This window comes from Pedobacter psychrodurus (assembly GCF_032678585.1).
Classification (GTDB): Bacteria; Bacteroidota; Bacteroidia; order Sphingobacteriales; family Sphingobacteriaceae; genus Pedobacter; species Pedobacter psychrodurus_A.
The window spans coordinates 184,539-205,562 of the sequence record NZ_JAVTSN010000001.1; the positions used below are offsets into that span (position 1 = coordinate 184,539).

A 21,024-nucleotide genomic window follows, 5' to 3' on the forward strand; every position below is an offset into this window, starting at 1 on the left:
ATGAAAATTAGAGTAGGTTTCGGATTCGATGTACATCAATTAAAAGATCAGCATCCTTTTGTTGTTGGTGGGGTTACCTTAGATCATCATAAAGGTGCTTTCGGGCATTCAGATGCCGATGTTTTACTTCACGCCATTTGCGATGCACTTTTAGGTGCTGCCAACCTACGCGATATCGGTTTCCATTTTAAAAATACCGACGACAGATGGAAAGGCATTAGTAGCCTGATCTTATTGAAAGAAACAGTTAAATTATTGACCGAAAAGGGATGGCAGATTGGTAATATCGATGCAATGCTTTGTTTGGAAGCCCCAAAAATTAATCCCCATATCCCATCCATGCAACAGCATATTGCAGATGCAACGGGAATTTCTACTGAAGATATTTCGATAAAAGCAACCACCAACGAGCAAATGGGCTTTGTTGGTAGGGAAGAAGGCGTGGTTGCTTATGCCGTGTGTTTGATAGAAAAACCCTAATCAGATTAAAACTTTCGGGCAGTCAGATATGAAATCGGTAAGCCAATACAGAAAATCAGAATAACAGCATTTAAAATTGCCCTTTCATAATTAAAAGGTACGCCAGGTATTTTCGTAAGTGGAACAACCAGCAAATTCATGATGGCCCAAACCACGATGCCGTAGATTATGCCCGATAGGATAATGTGCTGTCTTAATACAGAGGTTTTTGTCGATGCTATCGCAAAAACCAGGGTAAAGCTAAAAGCGATAAAATAGTGTAAAGCCAATCCAATGAGTGCAGTTTCAATCCCGCCAGTAAAAGCCTCTTTTCCGAAGATAGCACTGGCGATATATTGAAATACCCCCATAAAATTCATCTTTCCTAAAAATATCACTGCTGCAAGTCCATCTAATGTACCAGCTATAAGTGTCGTTAATAAAATCCTTTTAATAGAAAATGGAGTTTGGTTAGATTTTTCCATAAACAATAATAGCTGTTTTTTAAATAGCTTGTTATTAATTGTTTATGTTTTTTTATTATAGTTGGGAAGTATAATTAAGAAGTCAAGTTTTAATGGACGAGGTGCCATAAAAACTTGACTTCTTTTGTGAGGAATTGAAGTGTATTAAACTACCTGTTCTTTCACATTACCTGTTCTTTTTATTGTTCCCCAGGTTTCCAGTTCACCTTTGATGGCTTTTCTGAACGAACGGAACAATACCACATACATTAATTGTCTCCAGAAAAAACGTTGTGGAAAGATGTAAAGTAAATTGCCGTACTTTTCTTTTTCCATTCGGAAAGCGATTGCAGCAAAGATCATATCTACAATAATGAAGATGATATAATAGAAAAGTACCTGGCCAAAACCGTTGTGTAAGCTTAAAATCCCTGAAAAACCAGTTAAAGTTAAATTATTGATGGCACTCAAAGAAAACAGGCCACTAATCAATGAAATAAGCATAAATAGATCAGCAAGAGGTGAAAATAATGGTAAAATGATCTGATAGATCAAAATATTTGGCATTCCTACCATTCCAAAATAGCCATACTTCTTGTTGAGCAATGTTTTTCTGTTTTTCCAGAAACTCTGCATTACACCAAAACTCCAACGGAAACGTTGTTTTAAAAGCATGTTTACCGTTTCTGGCGCTTCAGTGTAGGCAATTGCATTATCGCAGTTTTTAACTTTGTAACCTGCCCTTAAAATGCGCATGGTTAAATCGCAATCTTCGGCAAGGGTGTCGATGGTAAATCCGCCTACTTCAAGGATCACATTTTTTCTAAAAGCACCAATGGCCCCAGGTACAACAGTAATGGTATTTAAGAGATCGAAAGCTCTTCTATCCATATTCTGAGCAGTAATATATTCAATGGATTGCCATTTGGTGATGATGTTGTTGGCATTCCCAACTTTTACTGTTCCTGCTACGGCAGCTATTTTATCGCTATAGAAATAACGCATCAATTCAGTAACCGCATCATCCTTTAACTGGGTATCGGCATCAATACACACCACAAATTCAGCACTCGCTTTGGTGATACCATAATTCAATGCGGAGGCCTTACCTCCATTTTCTTTTCTGAAAACCTTTACCTGAGGATGGTTGCCAAAATGTTGGTCAATGATCTCAAAGGTTTTGTCTTTTGAGCCGTCATCAACAAAAATCAGTTCAAAATCAGGGTAAGTCGTTTTTAAAAGACTGTTAATCGTTTGCACCGCGGTAACCTCTTCATTATAAGCCGGAATGATAATACTCACTTTCTCTGATGGGTTTGTGATCAATTTACCCACATTACGTTTCGCTCTTTTTCGCTGTCTGATGGCCAGATAAGCAATAAATATTGTCCTTAAAATGGCAAGCACAATAGCAACAGAAAATATGATGTTTAAAATCATGTTTCCGTAATAAAAGAAATTGATGAAAAAATAATCACCCGAACCTGAAAAACCACTATTTGCGGTTGATTTAACAGCAGGCATCAGTTCAGATCTTTTTTTGCCCATTAAATCGCCAACGGTTGTAAAGGTATATCCTTTGGCTTTGAAGAATTTAATAATTCTAGGCAAAGCTGCAACGGTAGCTTCGCGGTTTCCGCCAGCATCGTGTAATAAAAGAATATTACCATTGTCTTGCTGTTTCACCACTTCGTTAAAAATCTGATCAGCGGTTTTACCAGGTTCCCAATCTTCAGGGTCGATATATTCTCCGATATTGATGTAATTCTCTTTACGGCTTTGGGCAACAGGTAAAATTTCAGAAATATTTTGTGGCTCCGCATCGGCGTTAAAAGGGGCGCGAAATAAAATGGTACTGTGTCCGGTAACGGCTTCAATCAGTCTACGGGTGGCGTTCAGCTCAAACTTTACACGTCTTGGGCCAATAGACGACATATCTGGATGGAAGAATGTATGGTTTCCAATCTCGTAACCATCATTATATTCCTGCCGAAGCAGTTCCATGTTTTTTTCAGCCATAATGCCAACCACGAAGAAACAGCCAGGTACTTTTTCCTGTTTTAAAATATTGAGTACCTGTGGAGTATAAACAGGATCAGGCCCGTCATCAAAAGTGAGGGCAATTTTCTTATCTGCCTCACCGAATCTTTTAATTACATATTGCTCAGGGAGCCGGGTATATTTTTGATCAGCGATTGAAAAATTGTCTTTGTTTAAAGTGAATTTTACACTTCCTGGCGTTGGTGTAGAAATCAGATCTAATATTTCGCCATCACCTATATAGGATATTCCGCCCATGTTTAAAGAAGCAATTTTACGCAGATCGAATGGTTTTTTCTTTAAGGTATCCAGACTAAGGTCGTTAGAAATAAAAGACCATAAACGTTTGTCTTCTGAGCCTAAACGCCATAACGCAATACCCGCAATATCCCAATCATCAGCCTTGCGGATTAAATTAAAATAAGTTGCTGCATCGGTAAAATAAACTTCGTGTTTAATTCCACTGCCATCATTATAAGTATAGTTTAAATTGGCCGACGCGGGATTGTAGTTTATTTTACTTTTGTAGTTAACAGCAGTAGTCATGGCCTCTTCATAGGTTACCGGTTTGCCAATGCTGTTGTTTGGCCAGTCGTAACCATAGCAGGCTAAAGCAAGTATTACTTTGCTGGCATCTACCTTGCTGCAGATGTCGTCTAGTTTCTCTTCTACCCATTCCTGATGCGAAATGTCGCCGGCATTACTCTGATCGGTATGCTGATCGTAGGCCATCAATACGATGTAATCGTTGTATTTTTGAAGGATTTCCGGTTTATAATCGTCGTTTTCCGGTGAAATATCTTGCGAAACAATCAATTTTTCAGCATGAAACTGAGTATAAAGATTTTTCATGAAAGCGTGAAAGCTATCACTATTTTCAAGATTCAGCTCTTCAAAATCAATATTAATACCACTGTAACCATATTTCTTTGTGATGGCGATGAGGTCGTAGATTAATTTTTGTTGTGCAGGCTGATCGTTCAGTAACCGCCTTACTGCTGCCCCGTCCCAGTGATCTTTATTGTAATTGGAAACTACTGCAATAGCCGATTTTTTGGCGGTATGGATTACTTTTAAAGCAGCAGTATCGGCTTTGTCTACAATAGAATCGCCGTTTAAAAAGAAAGATTCTGTAGCCACCATATCCAGGTGGCCAATGTTTCTTTTGAGATCGGGCAGTGACTTGCCAACTGTTGATGCCCAGCTTACATAAAAAGCCATATTGATCCGTTTGCTATTGCCGCGATGGGTTAAAATGCGGTGCTCCCGGTCTTTTTTGATTTTTTGCAGCTGTGATTTTTCGATTGTGAAGTCCTTGTATTGTTGCGACTTTTTTAACTTCTCTAGCTGTTTCTGTGTTAATGGCGAATTGGTATTGATAAAAGGTAAATTGGGTTCCTGTACTGATGAAAGCGTGTACACCACGCAGATGATTGCGCCTATGAAAACTAAAAAAAATGTACGGCTTACCCATGTAAAGGTATGCCAGCGTCTTTTAGTCTCAGTTTGAAAGATTTGTTTTCCGGACATTTTTCTATTCTGATTTATGATCAAATGTCACTAACGAATATGAAGATTGGATGAATGAATTAAAATTAAGCATCGGGCGCATAAATCGTCAGTTCTTCCCTAAGATACTATTTTTATATGTCTATTGATCAGCTTTATAAACAGCTGAATAAAAAGAATGCGCAAGTCTTACCTATAAAAAAGCCGGCAAATTTCACAAAAAATGCCGGCTCAAAAATATAATTTATTTAAACCTCTTATTCTTCCAAGTAACCAAATCTTCCCTGGTTATAATCTTCGATAGCCTGATGGATTTCGGCTTCGTTATTCATCAAAAACGGACCATACTGAACAATCGTTTCATTGATAGGCTCACCACTTAAAATCAGCACTACACTGTTTTCGAGGGCTTCAATCCGAATTTCTTCACCTTTGTTTTTAAAGTAAACAAAACTATCTGCGGATGCCGTTTCGTTTCCGTTGATTTTAACTGAACCTTCGATTACCATAAATCCGGTATTGAAATTTTCAGCGAAATTGAAAATAGCCTCACCACCTTTATTCAACCTGGCGTTATACAATTCGATGGGGGTAAAGGTGCTTGCATTGCCTTTAGTACCCTGATAATTGCCTGCAATAATCTCGATTTTGCCTCCATTTTCTGGTAGATCAAAATGGGCCATATCTGCTTGCTTAATGGCCTGATACCTGGGTTTGCCCATTTTATCCTTAGCCGGGAGATTAATCCAAAGCTGAACCATCTGAAATGGGCCACCTGTTAAGCTGTATTGTTCCTCGTGGTATTCTTTGTGTAATACACCACTTGCAGCGGTCATCCATTGTACATCGCCCGGATAAATCACACCGCTGTTCCCAGAACTATCGTGATGCGCAACTGCACCATGGTAGGCAATCGTTACGGTTTCAAAACCCCGGTGTGGATGTACACCAACGCCCCTTGGTTCTTTCCTTGCAGAAAACTCGATCTTTGAGCCATAATCCATTAAAAAAAACGGACTCATATTGATTTCGTATCCACTGGGGAAAAAGTTATGTACCCTAAAGCCGTCACCAACCATATGTGGGGCAGGAGCTTTTAGTACTTTTTCTATTTGTTTTGTTTCCATGATGGGAACCTTTTTGTTACGCGTTTGGCGTTTGGCGGGAAATACGCTTGTCGCCAAACGCCTATCGCTTATACGCTTTTTACAAACTGTAATTCGCCTAAAATGCGAACTTCTTCACTCACCATTACACCGCCAGTTTCTAATGCAGCATTCCAGGTTAATCCAAAATCAGAACGGTTAATTTTTCCGCTTAAGGTAAAACCAGCTTTGGTATTTCCCCATGGATCGGTAGCAATACCACCAAATTCTGCAGTTAATTTTACCGGTTTAGTTTCGCCTTTAATGGTTAAATCACCTTTAACGATATAATCATCGCCATCTTTATTTACTGAATTGGATTTGAATTCGATGTGTGCAAATTTTTCAGCATCAAAGAAATCTCCGCTTTTTAAGTGGTTATCACGATCAGTGTTTCCGGTATCAATCGAACCGATTTCTCCTTTGAATGAAATTTCTGCGTTTTCAAATTCATCACCTTCTGATGATAATTCTGCCGAGAAAGATTTTAAACTACCGGTTACAGTAGTAATCATTAAGTGTTTTACTTTAAATTGTAATTCGCTGTGGGTTGGATCTAATGTCCATTTTGTAGTTGCCATATCTTTTGTTTTTTGAGATGTTTAATATTTACAACACAAAAGTACAGCGCAGGTTTTGATTACAGATTGATGTATGGTAAGAAAGGAAATGATTGAATTGTAGAATGATTGAATGAGAGAGTGATTGAATGATAGAATAATTGAATGAGAGATTTAGTGAATGATTGAATGTTGCAAGGTTAGATTACTATAGCCATTCACTCATTCAAAACTCAACATTCAAAATTACCTAAGGCCTAAAGTGTTTATTGGCCAGTTCTTTTCTCACACGGCTTAGCGATTCTGGTGTGATGCCTAAGTATGATGCAATCATCCATTGCGGCACACGTAGCGTGAGGTTAGGGTAGAGTTTAATGAAATCGAGGTACCGCTCCTCGGCCGTAGCACTCAATAACATGTTGATCCTTTTTTGCATAAAACGGATCGAATTGTGAAGCATGGTTACATTTAAAGCCAACAAACACGGAACTTTACGCGAAGCCTCGCTCATAAAATTATCCGGAACAATAACAGCTTCTGTAGCTTCTATGGCTTCGATAAAAAAATCGGATGGCTCATCGTGCATTTGGTTGCGATCGGAGACAAACCAATTCTCGGGCGCAAATTGAATAATGTGCTCTTTCCCTTTCGCATCGATAGAATAAGCCCGCAATAAACCTTTGCCAACAAAAAAGCCATATTTTAGCATGTCGCCTTTAAATTGTACGATTTCGTTTTTATCGAATTTCTTCACCTTCAGTGGAGCAGAAATGCTATCGAACTGTTCATCAGTTAAATCTATTTTAGACTGAAAGTAACTTTTAAACTGATGAATCATAAAGGTGGCTATTATTTTTTTACGGGTTTAATATCGGAAAAATCTACACCACATTTACAATTTCCACCGCAACCATCTTTTTTTACCTGTAAAGACTTAAAAACCAAACGGCCAACATATACCAATGCTACCGCAAAAAGTAAAAAGACTAAAATCGTTTGAATATTCATAATACAAATATAAGGGCTTTTAGTGCTTTGGTGTTCAGTTGAATGTAAATTATTGATCGGTTTTTACCACAGAGCGAACAGAGTTTTACACAGAGAGCACAGGGCGAACGTTATTCAATTCGTTACTGTTTTATGTTTTTTGCCATGTCTGCCAAATAGTTCGGGCGGGTGTCGCAGAGCAAAAGGACGAATTATATCTTCTGTTCCTCAGTTTTTGCATATTCGGGGATTAAATATATAACTATTAATGTTCGTGGAGACACGAACCTTGGCGAACTAATTTTCTTTGCTTGCCTGTTACTTTGCTAACTTTATGATTAAGAGCGCATGTAGTGAATGTTATTCAATTCAGTCACGGATTCACAGAAAACACGGAAAGATTATCCTCTTTGTATCTCTGTGCCTTTTTCTCCGTGATCTCGGTGGTTAAAACGAGCATTATTCCTCCATAAAACCAATTGTGCCACCAACCCAATCGAAATCGGCATTGTAACGCACACCGATCATTTTGCCCTTGCTTAGTCTTGACAAATTAATGCATAACTGTGGTTCACCTCCATCAGGCCATAAATACATCATCCTGATTTCGGCTTTTACGCCACCATCAGGAGCCTGAACAGCTGGCTCGTAATTTACTTTTCTTTGCAAGATCCAGTTTTCGGGATCTATTATACTGGAAATATCTGATTCAGTTACGTCTATAATCACACCCATTCCGGCGAAAGAGAACAATGGTTTAAGGACGTAATTTTCCAGGTCTTTAGGGATTGCAGCTAGCTCATTTAAAAAACGGGTTTCGGGTACAAATTCACTTTTTAGAAATGGCATGGTGTACTTGCTGATGCGGTAGAACCAGTTGGGGTGTGTAACCCATTCAATATCCAGCTCTTCACGTGGATCGAAACTATTTTTAAAAATCTCGGTGTTGTTCGCAACTTCGTCAAAAATAAGGCGGTTATAAATTCTTTTTAGCTGGATTTGTTTGCCGTTTTCTTCGTAAAAGAGCTGTTTTCCTACTTTTTTAATGTCTTCCAATGCTAAAATTTTAATACCCAACAATTTTTTGGTGACAAAAAAATCGATAGCCGTTTTTTGATTCGGGGCATCTACGTCCATCAGCGCCACTTCTTCTGGTTGATGTTTACCGATAATCACTTCTTTAAGCAATTGGATATACTTTTCTTCGCTAAAGCCATTTAATAAATGATTCACAGAACTGTCTATCTCAAAATTAGCCTGAAAAGTTTTGGCCAGATGATGTTGAAAGCCATATAACGATGGGAAACCCTGCATTTCGATCAGCATGGGAATAAGCTCCCCCGCATCATTTTTACAGATCCCAAAATCGAAGGTTAAAAAATGGGGCTGCTCATTTTCGTTGGGTACGTTCCACTCATCGGGAATCGACTTTTGTGTAAGTGTTTTAAAGTTGGGCTGCTTAATCAGGTTGATGATTTCTTCTCCCGCCGCAATCAATTTTTCCTTTAATGCTTTCGGAACAAAAACCGGAGTTTCTGCAACCCTAAACGGGATTTCCGGATAGCCATCTTGCAATTGGATAAGGAAGTTTTTGTACTTCTCTTCCGTAAATTGTTGATTAAATTTTTGGCGTTGGGCAGGTATCATACGTTTGTAATTTGGTCAACACTTAGAAAGTAACGCATCTTGATATAAATCTGTCGGTTTTAAATCGTGGTCGGCTATAAAATTACATTGAATAACCTTTGTGATTTCTCTTTTATTTATAGTATCCTGATTTCGTCTCGCCTGCAAATAATTTTCTCTGGCTATTTTTTTAGCAAGATTTCCAATTGAAATTAATTCAATTTCCTGTTGAAGTTTAGTTGCGATCCAATTAAAAATCAAGCAGCTCAAAACTCCTGTTAAAGCAAATTTCCAATTAAAGAAAAAAGCTACCAATGAGATTAGGAAACCAGCAATAATGGAAAGCACAAGCCATGTTTTCATAGTTAAAAAATTAACAGGTATAGCTAGTTCTTTTTGAAATTTTTTTATTTTCTTTCTACGCCCAATTCTGGGGAAAATTTCATCTAAGCGAGTGCCGGGGCTAATATTTTTCCTGTCTATTTTTTGTGAAATAGCAATGGCGTTACGGATTTTATAAAAGGCCTGTTGAGTAGTGCAGCTTTCTTCGTGTTGGTATTTAATGTTCTTTTGAAAAACTTCACAGATGTCTCCAAATGTTTTTACTTCTAAAAATGCATCTGATGGCAGTGTAATTTTTAAAGATGTAATTATCTTAGCAATAGTGTGTTCAATATCCTCTAAATCGATATTTTCAAGTTTATAATCTTCCTCTATTTCCATAAATAAAACTATACCTCTTGCAAATTCCCAATTGCTTTTTGTAAGAAATTAGGTAGAATAACACTTTGTGTAAGTACAATCCTTGCCGGATCGTCCAAACTGTTTAACATATCCAGGTATTTTTGTTCGCCATGCATATCCACAATTGCTTTTTTCTTTTCTTCCTGAAGTAAATACATTTTCATGCCTACCGGATCGGCCTCCGGATGAAATTGCGTACCGATAATTTCGTCAGAAAAACGGATCGACATCATGCAGCGTTCTAAGTCTATATGTTTACGTTCTTTTTCTATGGCCAGTAATTTAGCGCCCTTTTTCTCGAAGGCAGCAAAATCTGGCTCGATAACCTGCCAATCTCTGCTGTCGACCGAAAAGAAAGGATTGGTGATGCCGTTGAAGATCTCATCTTTTTTTCCATCTTCGGTTAAGGTAATTGGGAAAATGCCAAAAGCATTCGATCGCCTTTCGGTTACATTGCCTAATCCATATTTTCTACAAGCCAATTGGAAGGAATGACAGATCAAAAAGGCATATTTTTTTCTCTCCTCATTTTGATGGTTAAATGCTTCTATCTGATCCAAAAGATTAAAGAAATCATTTTCCCATTTCTCCCCTTTACTTTCAATCGGACTGCCTGGGCCGCCACTCGAAATATAAGCATCATATCCGATGCCTGGTATTTCTCCTTTTTGCCTTAAATCAAAAATATCAAAGCTTAAATCGATATTGTTATCGTTTCTAAAACGGGATAAAATTTCCTGAATTCCCCGCATACCCTGATTAGGTGCCCCGTTATTCAAGTCAATAACGGCCACCTTTAAGCCACTTTTATCCATTATAATATTACTTTGCGCCTATAAGTGTTTGAGTAGTAATGTAATCTACTACCGCCTCAAAGTTACCAGTTTGTTGGTAAACCGCCAACTGTCTGTCTGCGCCTGTTCCGTGTTCCAGGATTTTGTGCACATAATTGATGTCATCACGGCAACCTAAATCATCTACCACATCATCTACAAAATCCAATAATTCTAACACAAGGTTGCGGCAGTTTACTTCCATTTCTTTACCGAAATCGATAAGATTCCCGTCAATTCCGTAACGGGCAGCCCGCCATTTATTTTCGTTGATCAGCGCTCTCGAATAACTGATAAATTCCATATTCTGCAAGCGCAGTTTATACAATTTGGCACATAAGGCCTGAAATAATGCTGTAAAAGCCATCGTTTCATCAATCAGCATCGGGCAATCGCAAATGCGGAACTCAACGGTATCGAAAAACGGATGTACGCGGATATCCCACCAGATCTTTTTTGCATTATCCATGCAATTGGTTTTGATAAGGAGTTTTACATAGTTATCGTAATCTTCGATACTGTTAAAAATATCCGGAATACCTGTACGCGGAAATTTATCAAAAATCTTGGTCCGAAATGATTTGTAACCAGTATTTCGCGATTCCCAAAAAGGTGAATTGGTAGATAAGGCAAAAACATGGGGTAAGAAATAGCGAACCTGATTGGCAATGTGAATAGCCAGTTCGCGCGATTGAAAACCCACATGTACATGCAGACCAAAAATGAGGTTAGAGCGGGCAGCTTCCTGCAGTTCGTTCACAATCTCATTGTATCGGGGATGCTCGGTAATCAGCTGTTTTTCCCAGTGTGAAAATGGATGGGTACCCGAGGCACCTATTCTTAGTCCTTGTTCTCCGGCAAGTTGCGATACGGTATAACGCAATTGCGAAATCTCTTTACGGGCTTCGGAAGTATTTTTACAGATTCCCGTACCCACTTCTACTACTGCCTGGTGCATTTCTGCCTTAACCTGGTCTTTGTGTATTTTTTGTGCGGCCTCTACAATTTTTTGGTCGTGAGAAGTAAGTTCTCTGGTAACGGGATCAATTACCATGTACTCTTCTTCTATGCCCAGCGTAAACTCGTTCATCCTCGTATTGATTAAATTTTAAATCCCAATTATTTTTTAGAAGCAGCTTTTTTAGGTTTTGCAGGTGCTTTTTCAGCTGTGGCAACTTTCTTCGGCGCAGCCGCTTTAGTGGCTTTTGGAGCAGTCTTCGTGACTAATGGTTTACCACCAACCGACGATTTAATGTACTCGCCCCAGGTTAAATTATCCTGACCGTCTTTTTGCGCTTTAGCCCTTTCTATGGCATAATTGGCAGTGGTTTCTACTACCCAGTCGAAGTTTTCCTGGCCAACGCTTTTAATATCGGCATCGGGTGCAGGGTTACAGAAATCAATTGCGATTGGCACGCCATCACGCACGGCAAATTCTACAGTGTTAAAGTCGTAGCCTAAATACCTGCATAATTTCAAGGTATATTCTTCAACAGTTTTAAGCAATTTTGCATCCGGCGATTTGCCTTCAGTTGCGTAACGCAAGTGATGCGGATTTCGTGGGTCGTACTGCATAATGCGGACGTGTTTACCGCCAATGCAATAACACCTGAAATATTCTTCAAAAATGATTTCTTCCTGCAAAAGCATCACCAATTGTTGTGTGCCACTGTGTTTGTCAAAAAAATCTTCTTTATCATGAAGTTTGTAAACATCTCTCCAGCCACCACCATCATAAGGTTTCATGTAAGCGGGAAAACCGGTGTATTCAAAAATAGCATCCCAATCTAGAGGCATAGCTAAGTTAGAGAAAGATTCGCCAGTAGTTCCTGTTGGATGTTCTCTTGAGGGGATTAGAGCCGTTTTCGGTACCGGCACGCCAATTTGTTCGGCCAGTGCATTGTTGAAAAATTTCTCATCAGCACTCCACCAAAATGGATTGTTGATTACAGCGGTTCCGGTAATTGCTGCATTTTTTAAAGAAGCACGGTAGAAGGGCACATCTTGCGAAATACGGTCGATGATTACCGAATAGCCTAAAGGTGCGTTCTGGAATATTTTATCGATTTTAACAGCTTCGGCGGTAATGCCTTTTTCTGCTTTTTGATTGATCCTTTCGATTACGGCTTCAGGAAAAGAACGTTCCTGTCCAAATAAAATCCCTATTTTTTTCATTGGTACTATTTTAGTTTAATTTAACCAATAGGTTAACTGGTAAAACGGTTAATTGTTTGATTATTATAGTTTAATCGGCTCAGTACTTCTTACTGCCGACTCTGGATTAAACTAAAGTTGTGCAATATAATTTGGGAACATTTCTCTCCAGATGGGCCAGTCGTGATCTGCATTTTGCCTGATATCCAGCCAATGGTCGATGCCTTTTTTGCTTAAAATATCTGATAAACGCTCGTTATCCGGCCTGCACATATCCCGGTCGGTGGTGCCGAGCACAATTTTCATGTAGTGCAGTTCAGGATTGCTGTTGTTCAGCAGATTGTCTACAGGATTGTTAAAGTAAACATCATCATTGTAAAAACCATCCAGCTGACCGGAGATATCAAAAGCCCCGCTCATGCTAAACATATGGCTCACCAACCATGGGTGGCGGAACGCGAAATTTGCGGCATGATAGCCACCAAAACTGCAGCCGGCAGTAATGATTTTGCTGTGCCCTGTTTCATGCCTGGCCAGAGGTGCTACTTCTTCCAATAAATACTTGTCGTACCAGATGTGGTTTTTAACCCGCTCTGCAGGATGGATACTTTTGTTGTACCAGCTCAATTTGTCAACACCATCCGGGCAATAGATTTTAATTTTTCCTTCATTGATAAATCCCTCAACAGAATCTATCAGTTTGAAATCCTTATTTTCAAAATATCGCCCCATGCTTGTCGGGAACAGTAGGATAGGGATACCACCGTGACCAAAGATGAGCATGTCGATTTCGCCACTTAAATTCGGGCTGTACCATTTCTTATGTTCTTCTTTAACCATAATAAAAATTGAATGACTTAAGGTATAAATTAAAATCTACAAAAAGAATAGTTTAAGTGCTAAAAATGAAGGAAATAAAAGCCTATTGTAAAAATTAACCTATGATAATTAATAGTTTAGCAAGATTTGTACCTTTGCCCCGAATTCTGAGGCGATAGCCATGTGATAGGGGATTTTGAATATGATGTACACAACAATTTTATCGGTAAAAGTTAACAAAAGCAATTTTAAAATACCATCTGCTTATTTAAAGCACGAGGTAGAAATAGATATTTATACACCCGAAGGAATTTTGGGGAACGAGAAAATAGAGCTTCTTTTATTGAACGATGGGCAGGATGTTGCCAAAATGGATTTCAGACGGATTTTAGAAGATGCCCACCATGGCAAAAGAAACCATAGGTTGATTGTGGTGGCGATTAAAGCTTCAGAAGACCGTTTAATGGAATATGGTGTGGCAGGTGTTCCCGATTTTAAAGGACGCGGCGCAAAAGCCGGCTTATACACCGATTTTGTGATCAAAGAACTTTTGCCTTTTGTTAAAAAGAAAATTGCGATGCCGATTACCGGTAAAGTCGGTTTTGCAGGGTTTTCGTTAGGCGGTTTATCTGCTTTCGATATTGCATGGAATAACCCTTCTGCTTTTGATGCGATCGGTGTTTTTTCGGGCGCGTTTTGGTGGCGGAAAAAAGACCTGGCAGAAGGTTATACCGATGCCGACCGCATTATCCATGCGCAACTGGAAAGTACCTCTACAAAACCTGATATGAAATTCTGGTTAATGACCGGAACAGAAGATGAAAAGGCCGATCGCAATAAAAACATGATTATTGATTCGATAGATGATACCATTGATGTTCTTAAAATCCTCTTGAATAAAGGGTATAAACGGCCCGAAAATGTTTTTTATTACGAAAAAGTTGGCGGTAAACATGATGTTCCAACCTGGGAAAGCGTAATGCCCGCGTTTTTAGATTGGGCATTTGAGGTTTAATGGATTAAACTGCTTAATTTAATCCAAACGCTCAACCCCAAATTCCCAACTCAAGAAATCGACTCTGGACTCCCAACTAACCTCTACCCTTTCTTGGTACCAGGTTAACCCCTGGTTAACCCTTTGCTTACCTATTCTCTACCTTTTCCTTACCTATTCTCTACCTATTGGTTACCTATTCTTTACCTTTTGCTTACCTAAAAGGTAAAGCCAGGGTCTGCTTTTGGCCTTTTTAGGGTCAGCCGGGGGTGATGCAGCCCATCATCAGGTACGGAGAACACCAGTTTTAAGCGTAATTTTAAACTATGGGAAAAGATAGGTTCATGCTGTAAAATGAACACGCTACCACGGCGCTGGTAAATAAAAACTTCGTCTACCGATACTTTAAAAAAATCCCGGTATCAAAGATGGTCCATAAACAGCTTCTTTGTCCACACGATTTTAAAGCCGCATTTGCCCAGGTGTTGCAAGTTTTGAAAATGCTATAACTGCCCTTTGCTTCATAAAAAGCATCGCCAATATCGTAATGAATATTCGATTTAACAGTGATTAAATGTTCGGCCACATCCTTTTTAAAGCTGTTTAAGATATAACGGATCAACTGCTGGTACTGCGTTTTGCTGATCATAATTTTTCTGCAGTTCGCATCTTCCTGTATATTTTTGTAATAGGTAGTGTGCATGGCCGATGTGCTTAAGCCAGAGATTGCCCGCAGGCCATTGCTTAATTTAAGATCCGAAAATTCTGGTGTTTCTAGGTAGAATTTTTTGTCGCCCCAACCCATAGCCAGGTATTGATAGGTGCTATCCGCTTCTAAAGTGTTTTTATAGGTAATCTCCTTAGTCCAGTTGATTTCATCGCTAACTGCCGGAACCACAATGTCGGTATGTACACCATTCGTCATGATGTAGATGGCAAGCTCTCTTGGGTTTGAAGGATGTGCGTTTATGGTAATGCGCGAACAACAAAAAGCGGTGATAAAGTAAATGCCAATCAATGTGATAAAAACAATGAGGCATTTGCCACTAATCTTTAAAAACCTTTTGTTCATTTTGATCGGATTATTTATCCTTAATACAGCATTGGTATTTTTGGTAACCCATTTTGTTTTGGATAACCGTTTTTACCATCTGCGTAAATGAAAAGGTTGGACTGAGGCTAGGTGTTTTTGAAATATTCCTGCAAAGTGATCATCTGCTTTTTATTCAGCACTTCGGCTAATTCTTTCTCTGTAGCTTCTTTAATCTTTTTAACCGATTTAAAGTGTGTTAACAGTTTATCGGCAGTTGTTTTACCGATGCCCTCAATTTGCTCCAGCTCGGTTTTAAGCGTGCCCTGATCGCGTTTTTTGCGGTGAAAGGTTATCCCGAAACGATGGGCCTCATCACGCAATTGCTGGATTACCTTTAAGGTTTCTGATTTTTTATCTAAATACAAGGGATAGGAATCACCGGGATAGAATAATTCTTCCAAACGTTTGGCAATACCGATCACAGTAACTTTTTTATCTATGCCCAATAACTTTAAACTCTTCATGGCTGACGAAAGCTGGCCTTTACCGCCGTCAATGATGATGAGTTGAGGCAATGTCTGGTCTTCATCCAGCATTCTCCTGTAGCGACGGAAAACGGCCTCTTCCATGGTCGCAAAGTCGTTAGGACCTTCTACCGTTTTCACATTAAAGTGGCGATAGTCTTTTTTTGATGGTTTGGCATCTTTAAAAACCACAATGGCCGAAACAGGGTATTTACCCTGAAAGTTGGAGTTATCAAAACATTCGATGTGTTTTGGCAGCTGGGTTAAACGCAAATCTTTCTGCATCGTGGTTAAAATCCTATCCGTGCGTAAATCCGGATTCAGCTTCTCGTATTGATTGAGTTTCTCTTTTTTAAAGAACAACACGTTCTTTTGCGAAAGCTCTAACAGTTTTTTCTTTTCGCCCAGTTTTGGAACCGTAAATTTTAAACTTTCATCTTCTAACGAGGGTTCAAAAGGAACAATAATTTCTTTCGAAGTACTGCTGAATTTTGTTCTAAATTCCAGCATCGCCAGGGTTAAAATCTCATCATCACTCTCATCGAGTTGTTTCTTAACCTCAATGGTTTGGGTCTGGATAATTGTGCCGTTCATTACCTTCAGGTAATTTACAAAAGCATAACGTTCGTCGGATGCAATGCTTACCACATCTACATTGGTGATGGCACTGTTTACCACGGTCGATTTGCTCTGGTATTTCTCCAGGACCTGTAATCTACGGGCGTATTGATGCGCCAGCTCAAAGTTTAAATCTTCTGATGCCGATTTAATAATTCCTTTAACATCGCGGATTACATTCCCGATTTTACCGTTTAGGATTTCTTTAATTTCGCCGATATTTTTATCGTAGTCGGTTTCCGTCTGGTAATTTTGGCAAGGACCTTTACAGTTACCAATCTGATACTCTAAACAAACTTTAAATTTCCCTTCGTCTATATTTTTCTCCGTTAGGGGCAGGCTACAGGTACGCAGGGGATAAGTTTCTTTAATGAGGTCTAAAATCGTGTGCATCATGCCTATCGAGCCGTAAGGGCCAAAATAAGTAGAGCCGTCTTTAATCACCTTCCTTGTCCAGTAAATACGTGGGAAATTCTCGTTCTTCACAATTATCCAGGGATAGGTTTTATCGTCCTTTAAATTGATGTTGAATTTCGGCTGGTGCTTTTTAATTAAACTGTTTTCAAGCAACCAGGCATCAATCTCTGTGTCCACAATCGTAAAAGTGATTTTACGGATTCTGGATACCAATACCCTCGTTTTCCCATTAAACTGGTTCCGGTCGGTGTTGAAATAAGAACCTACACGGTTACGCAGATCTTTCGCCTTACCGATGTACATTAGCTTCCCATCCGCATCCCAATATTGGTATACGCCGGGTTTATGCGGAATTGCGGTTAATGCTGTTTTATGGTCGAAACTGCTCATGAAAATTAAAGGAGCAAAAATATGGTATTTTTAATAAAGAATAATATCAGGCATGAAATCGAAATCCTTCTTATTGTAAGTAAACAGTTCAATTTTATTTACAATCGCAGTTGCTCCGATAATTGCATCAGGGATTTGAAGATGATGACTTAGTTTAAAACTTTCGATAAGTTCTATAGATTTTTGAGATATCTGAGTGTCAAAATGAATAATATCGTAATATTTAATCTTTTTCTTCATCTGTGCCAACTCGGTTTTATTCCCCATTCCCTGCAACAATTCCATCGTTGTAACAGATGAGAGCACAATGTTTTCGAAGCCGATTTTTTCTAATGATTCTATGGTTGAAATGTTGCCATTAAAAGCATGTATAAGAATATTCGTGTCGCATAAAACCATAAACTATTTTTTACGATCCCACGATTTGGCTCTTATATCTTCTATGTCTTTTGGATTTTCTTTCCAGATTCCAAAAAGCTCTTTGGGATTAATCGACTTATTTCCTTTGCGTATATTAGGATTTGCGTTGTTCTGCGGAGAAATAATTTCAATATTTTCTAATTTCATGGACTGAAATAAAGAAAGGAGTTTTTTCATCTCATCAAAATCTGATATTTCTAATGTAACTCTCATATATTTCAATTTTCTAATACAAATTTAATATTTATCTTCTAAATATAGTTGAAAAATTTGGCTTGGATCTCTTAACCTAAAAACCCAACTTCTCATCCAGTTCGGTTGCGCCTTCTTCCTGCTGTTGGTATTGGTTGCAATCGAAGGTAATGGAAACGCCTGATTTTGGTGCTTCGAAGTCGGCGTGACTGATCTTTAAGGCCGGATTGGCATATACCCTTTTAATAAAACCTGCAAAAATTGGCAAAGCGGTATTGGCACCTTCGCCCTGACTGGTACTGATAAAGTGGAATGCCCTGTCTTCGCAGCCCGTCCAAACTCCTGTAACCAGTTGAGGCGTAATGGCCATAAACCAACCATCAGAGTTATTTTGGGTAGTACCTGTTTTTCCTCCAATTGGTGCATTAACTTTGTATTTGTAATTGAGCCTTGATCCGGTTCCGTTGGTTACCACGCCTTTAAGCATTCTCGTCATTACATAGGCCACTTCTTCACTCATAACTGGTTTTGGTATTTCCTTTTGCGAAAATAATACAACACCGTTTTTATCCTCAATTCTTAATAAATAAATTGGTTTGGTATAGGTCCCTTTGTTTGCAAATGCACCATAAGCGCCTACCATATTATAAATCGACGAATCGAATGTGCCCAAACAAATAGAAGGATATGCGGGAACATTAGGGATTCCCATTTTGGTAGCCAATGCTGCTACCGCTACCGGACCGACCTGTTTCATTAAATAAGCTGTAACATAATTTTGAGAATAGGCTAAGGCTTTTTGTAGCGTAATATTGCCAGGTAATGGTTTTCCCGAAGACCCCGGTGCGTAAGGCTTTCCATATCCTTCGATAGTTACCGGAACATTAGCAACAGTATAACAAGGCGAATAACCATTTTCGATGGCTACCGAATAAGTAAATGGTTTTGCCGTTGAACCTACTTGTCTGGTTCCCATCTTCACCTGATCATATTTAAAATGTTCGTAATTAATGCCGCCAACCCATGCTTTCACATGTCCGTTGGTGGGATCCATCGTCATCATGGCATTACGCAATAACATTTTGTAGTAACGCACCGAATCGATTGGTTTCATTACCGTATCGATATTACCTTTCCAGGTAAAAATGCTCATTTCGGTTTTGGTGTTGAAATCGTCTTTAATTTCATCATCCGATTTACCTTCTAATTTTAACGATTTATAACGGTCGGAACGTTTAATACCCTGTTCAATCTGTAAAGTTTTATCCTTAAAAGGGTTTCTGCCTTTCCAGCTGGCGATGAACTGTGCCTGAAGGATTTTCATATACTCCTTTTGCGCTTCTTCGGCATATACCTGCATGTCGTAGTTTAATGTGGTATAAATTTTCAAACCATCGCGGTCTAAATCGTATGGTGTGCCATCAGGTTTGGTAATCGATTGCTCCTGAAAAATAGTTTTGATATCATTTTTCAATACCGAACGGAAATATGGTGCAATACCGTCGTTAACGGTTGCAGCGTTGAAATGCAGGTTTAAAGGTTTTTCTTTTTGTTCGTCAAATTCCTGTTGAGTTAAGAGTTCGGATTTAACCATTAAAGCCATCACCGTGTTCCTGCGGTCTCTTGAACGTTCAGGGTGGCGGGTTGGCGAATACATGGTAATTCCTTTTTGCATCCCTACCAGGGTTGCAGCCTGTGTTAAAGTCAACTTATCGGGAGTCGTGTTAAAATAAACCCTTGCTGCCGATTTGATCCCATAAGCCTGGTTACCAAAATCGACCGTGTTTAAATACATGGTAATGATTTCTTCCTTGGTGTAATTGCGTTCTAATTTAACGGCAACAATCCACTCTTTAAACTTGGTTAATACCAATGAGAAAAAGTTAAGGTTCGATTCGCGGGGGAAAAGATTTTTGGCCAATTGTTGCGTAATGGTACTTGCACCCTGTTTTTTGCCGATTAAATTGTAACCGATAATAGAAAAGGTACGTTTAAAATCTATCCCCGAGTGCTCTTTAAAACGGGTATCTTCTGTGGCAATTAATCCGTTAATTACATTTTCAGAAATATCTTTATAGGTAACATTCGATCTGTTCTGAACAAAGTATGTGCCCAATGGACGGCCGTCTTCGGCAATAATTTCGGAAGCCTGATTGCTTTTCGGGTGTTCTATATCTCTGAAAGAGGGTAGGGCACCAAAAAGACCTAATCCGATCATGGAAATGAAAATAGCAAAGAGCGCAATTCCGCCGATCAGTATTTTCCAGATGATTAAACTATATCTTTTTGTTTCTTGTGCAGAAAGGGATTTGTTCATTTTAATAAATCAGGTTAATATATTTGTTGTTATAATTCATTAAATCATGGTTTGGTTTCATTCTTCCGTGATTCCAAAATATGGTTTACTTTTTTCTGAATTATTTTTGGCAGTGTTTTCCAGTTTTTGTCGTAATCTACATGATACTCATCTTCTTCATTCCCTGCCGGATAATAGGCTGTTGCTTTTACCTTGTTGAAATGATAATAGGTAATTACTTTTAATGGTTTTGCATCTAATCCGTCGCTTTCACCAAAATAAGTGAGATAGAATTCGGGCTGTCCGTCGTTGTCTATATCCTCTGCCAGGCAATATTTATATTCAAAGGTAGGATAATAAAGTTCGTTACCCGAATCCTGGAAAGTGCACTTTTTTATATATGTATTGTTTAGTTCTTTAATTATAAACGCACTTAGCATTTTTGTCGTATCGGAAACGGGCTCAACGTAATCCTTTCTAACGGGTTTATTATCTAAACCATATACATCCACACTATCGCCACCATAATTACTTATTTTGATGATGTTTTCTTTGAATGCAAAAATATAATGCTCCAAAGACTTAGTCCTAACATCGATCAATAATTTTGTTTTTCCTTTGCCAATATTTACAATGGCATTATTAAGCAGCTTAAAATCCGGGTCTTTTTCGTGGAGATACCTAATCTTTAATACTGGTTTTACATTTTTATCCCCGCTGTCTTTTCCGTCTTCAGAAAATTTACAAGAGCAAGCAGTCGTAATAAACAGCACTGAAATAAAAAACAGTTTCATGTTGTT

General features: G+C 38.7%; 20 protein-coding genes. 2 read left to right on the forward strand and 18 right to left on the reverse strand.

Features of this window, described 5'->3' with window-relative positions; translation table 11 throughout:
- Complete coding sequence (gene ispF, locus R2S57_RS00870) at positions 1–480, forward strand: 2-C-methyl-D-erythritol 2,4-cyclodiphosphate synthase (RefSeq protein WP_316843231.1); 480 nt, start codon at positions 1–3, stop codon at positions 478–480.
- Positions 481–485: 5 nt separating this feature from the next.
- Here ispF and R2S57_RS00875 read toward each other — a convergent pair whose 3' ends face one another.
- From R2S57_RS00875 to R2S57_RS00930, 12 genes are all read right to left on the reverse strand, one after another.
- Positions 486–944, reverse strand: a complete 459-nt coding sequence (locus R2S57_RS00875; protein WP_316843232.1) for a hypothetical protein — start codon at positions 942–944, stop codon at positions 486–488.
- 144 nt (positions 945–1,088) lie between these two features.
- Positions 1,089–4,493: a glycosyltransferase gene (locus R2S57_RS00880; protein ID WP_316843233.1), complete on the reverse strand. Its 3,405-nt coding sequence runs from the start codon at positions 4,491–4,493 to the stop codon at positions 1,089–1,091.
- 236 nt (positions 4,494–4,729) lie between these two features.
- A complete protein-coding gene (locus R2S57_RS00885) occupies positions 4,730–5,599 on the reverse strand; it encodes a pirin family protein (protein WP_316843234.1) in 870 nt (289 codons plus the stop codon).
- Between the two features lie 68 nt (positions 5,600–5,667).
- Positions 5,668–6,198 (reverse strand): YceI family protein, encoded by a 531-nt coding sequence (locus tag R2S57_RS00890; protein WP_316843235.1) that lies wholly within the window; start codon positions 6,196–6,198, stop codon positions 5,668–5,670.
- Between the two features lie 229 nt (positions 6,199–6,427).
- Positions 6,428–7,015 carry a Crp/Fnr family transcriptional regulator gene (locus tag R2S57_RS00895; RefSeq protein WP_316843236.1) on the reverse strand — a complete coding sequence of 196 codons (588 nt, stop codon included), beginning with the start codon at positions 7,013–7,015 and terminating at the stop codon, positions 6,428–6,430.
- A gap of 11 nt (positions 7,016–7,026) precedes the next feature.
- Positions 7,027–7,185, reverse strand: coding sequence for a FeoB-associated Cys-rich membrane protein (locus tag R2S57_RS00900; protein WP_230142220.1), 159 nt, complete (start codon positions 7,183–7,185; stop codon positions 7,027–7,029).
- 438 nt (positions 7,186–7,623) lie between these two features.
- Entirely contained in the window at positions 7,624–8,811 is a 1,188-nt protein-coding gene (locus R2S57_RS00905) for a hypothetical protein (RefSeq protein ID WP_316843237.1), read from the reverse strand.
- 15 nt (positions 8,812–8,826) lie between these two features.
- Positions 8,827–9,513: a hypothetical protein gene (locus R2S57_RS00910; RefSeq protein WP_316843238.1), complete on the reverse strand. Its 687-nt coding sequence runs from the start codon at positions 9,511–9,513 to the stop codon at positions 8,827–8,829.
- Between the two features lie 8 nt (positions 9,514–9,521).
- The gene (locus R2S57_RS00915; protein ID WP_316843239.1) at positions 9,522–10,349 is read right to left on the reverse strand and encodes a glutamine amidotransferase-related protein; all 828 of its coding nucleotides are present in this window, start codon (positions 10,347–10,349) and stop codon (positions 9,522–9,524) included.
- 7 nt (positions 10,350–10,356) lie between these two features.
- Positions 10,357–11,457 (reverse strand): carboxylate-amine ligase, encoded by a 1,101-nt coding sequence (locus R2S57_RS00920; RefSeq protein WP_316843240.1) that lies wholly within the window; start codon positions 11,455–11,457, stop codon positions 10,357–10,359.
- A gap of 29 nt (positions 11,458–11,486) precedes the next feature.
- Positions 11,487–12,542, reverse strand: a complete 1,056-nt coding sequence (locus tag R2S57_RS00925; RefSeq protein WP_316843241.1) for a hypothetical protein — start codon at positions 12,540–12,542, stop codon at positions 11,487–11,489.
- A gap of 111 nt (positions 12,543–12,653) precedes the next feature.
- On the reverse strand, positions 12,654–13,361 hold the full coding sequence (locus tag R2S57_RS00930) for an esterase family protein (RefSeq protein ID WP_316843242.1): 708 nt from the start codon (positions 13,359–13,361) through the stop codon (positions 12,654–12,656).
- 181 nt (positions 13,362–13,542) lie between these two features.
- Here R2S57_RS00930 and R2S57_RS00935 point away from each other — a divergent pair, with 181 nt between their 5' ends.
- The gene (locus R2S57_RS00935) at positions 13,543–14,355 is read left to right on the forward strand and encodes an alpha/beta hydrolase (RefSeq protein WP_316843243.1); all 813 of its coding nucleotides are present in this window, start codon (positions 13,543–13,545) and stop codon (positions 14,353–14,355) included.
- Between the two features lie 373 nt (positions 14,356–14,728).
- On the opposite strand, the gene R2S57_RS00940 is transcribed toward R2S57_RS00935, so the two are convergent.
- From R2S57_RS00940 to R2S57_RS00965, 6 genes are all read right to left on the reverse strand, one after another.
- Positions 14,729–15,406 (reverse strand): TIGR02117 family protein, encoded by a 678-nt coding sequence (locus tag R2S57_RS00940; protein ID WP_316843244.1) that lies wholly within the window; start codon positions 15,404–15,406, stop codon positions 14,729–14,731.
- Positions 15,407–15,513: 107 nt separating this feature from the next.
- A complete protein-coding gene (uvrC, locus tag R2S57_RS00945) occupies positions 15,514–17,316 on the reverse strand; it encodes an excinuclease ABC subunit UvrC (RefSeq protein ID WP_316843245.1) in 1,803 nt (600 codons plus the stop codon).
- A 30-nt stretch (positions 17,317–17,346) separates the two neighbouring features.
- Positions 17,347–17,715: a type II toxin-antitoxin system VapC family toxin gene (locus R2S57_RS00950; protein ID WP_316843246.1), complete on the reverse strand. Its 369-nt coding sequence runs from the start codon at positions 17,713–17,715 to the stop codon at positions 17,347–17,349.
- 3 nt (positions 17,716–17,718) lie between these two features.
- On the reverse strand, positions 17,719–17,949 hold the full coding sequence (locus R2S57_RS00955; protein ID WP_316843247.1) for a hypothetical protein: 231 nt from the start codon (positions 17,947–17,949) through the stop codon (positions 17,719–17,721).
- 76 nt (positions 17,950–18,025) lie between these two features.
- The gene (locus R2S57_RS00960) at positions 18,026–20,245 is read right to left on the reverse strand and encodes a transglycosylase domain-containing protein (RefSeq protein WP_316843248.1); all 2,220 of its coding nucleotides are present in this window, start codon (positions 20,243–20,245) and stop codon (positions 18,026–18,028) included.
- A 44-nt stretch (positions 20,246–20,289) separates the two neighbouring features.
- Positions 20,290–21,018: a hypothetical protein gene (locus R2S57_RS00965; protein ID WP_316843249.1), complete on the reverse strand. Its 729-nt coding sequence runs from the start codon at positions 21,016–21,018 to the stop codon at positions 20,290–20,292.
- Between the last annotated feature and the right edge of the window lie 6 nt (positions 21,019–21,024).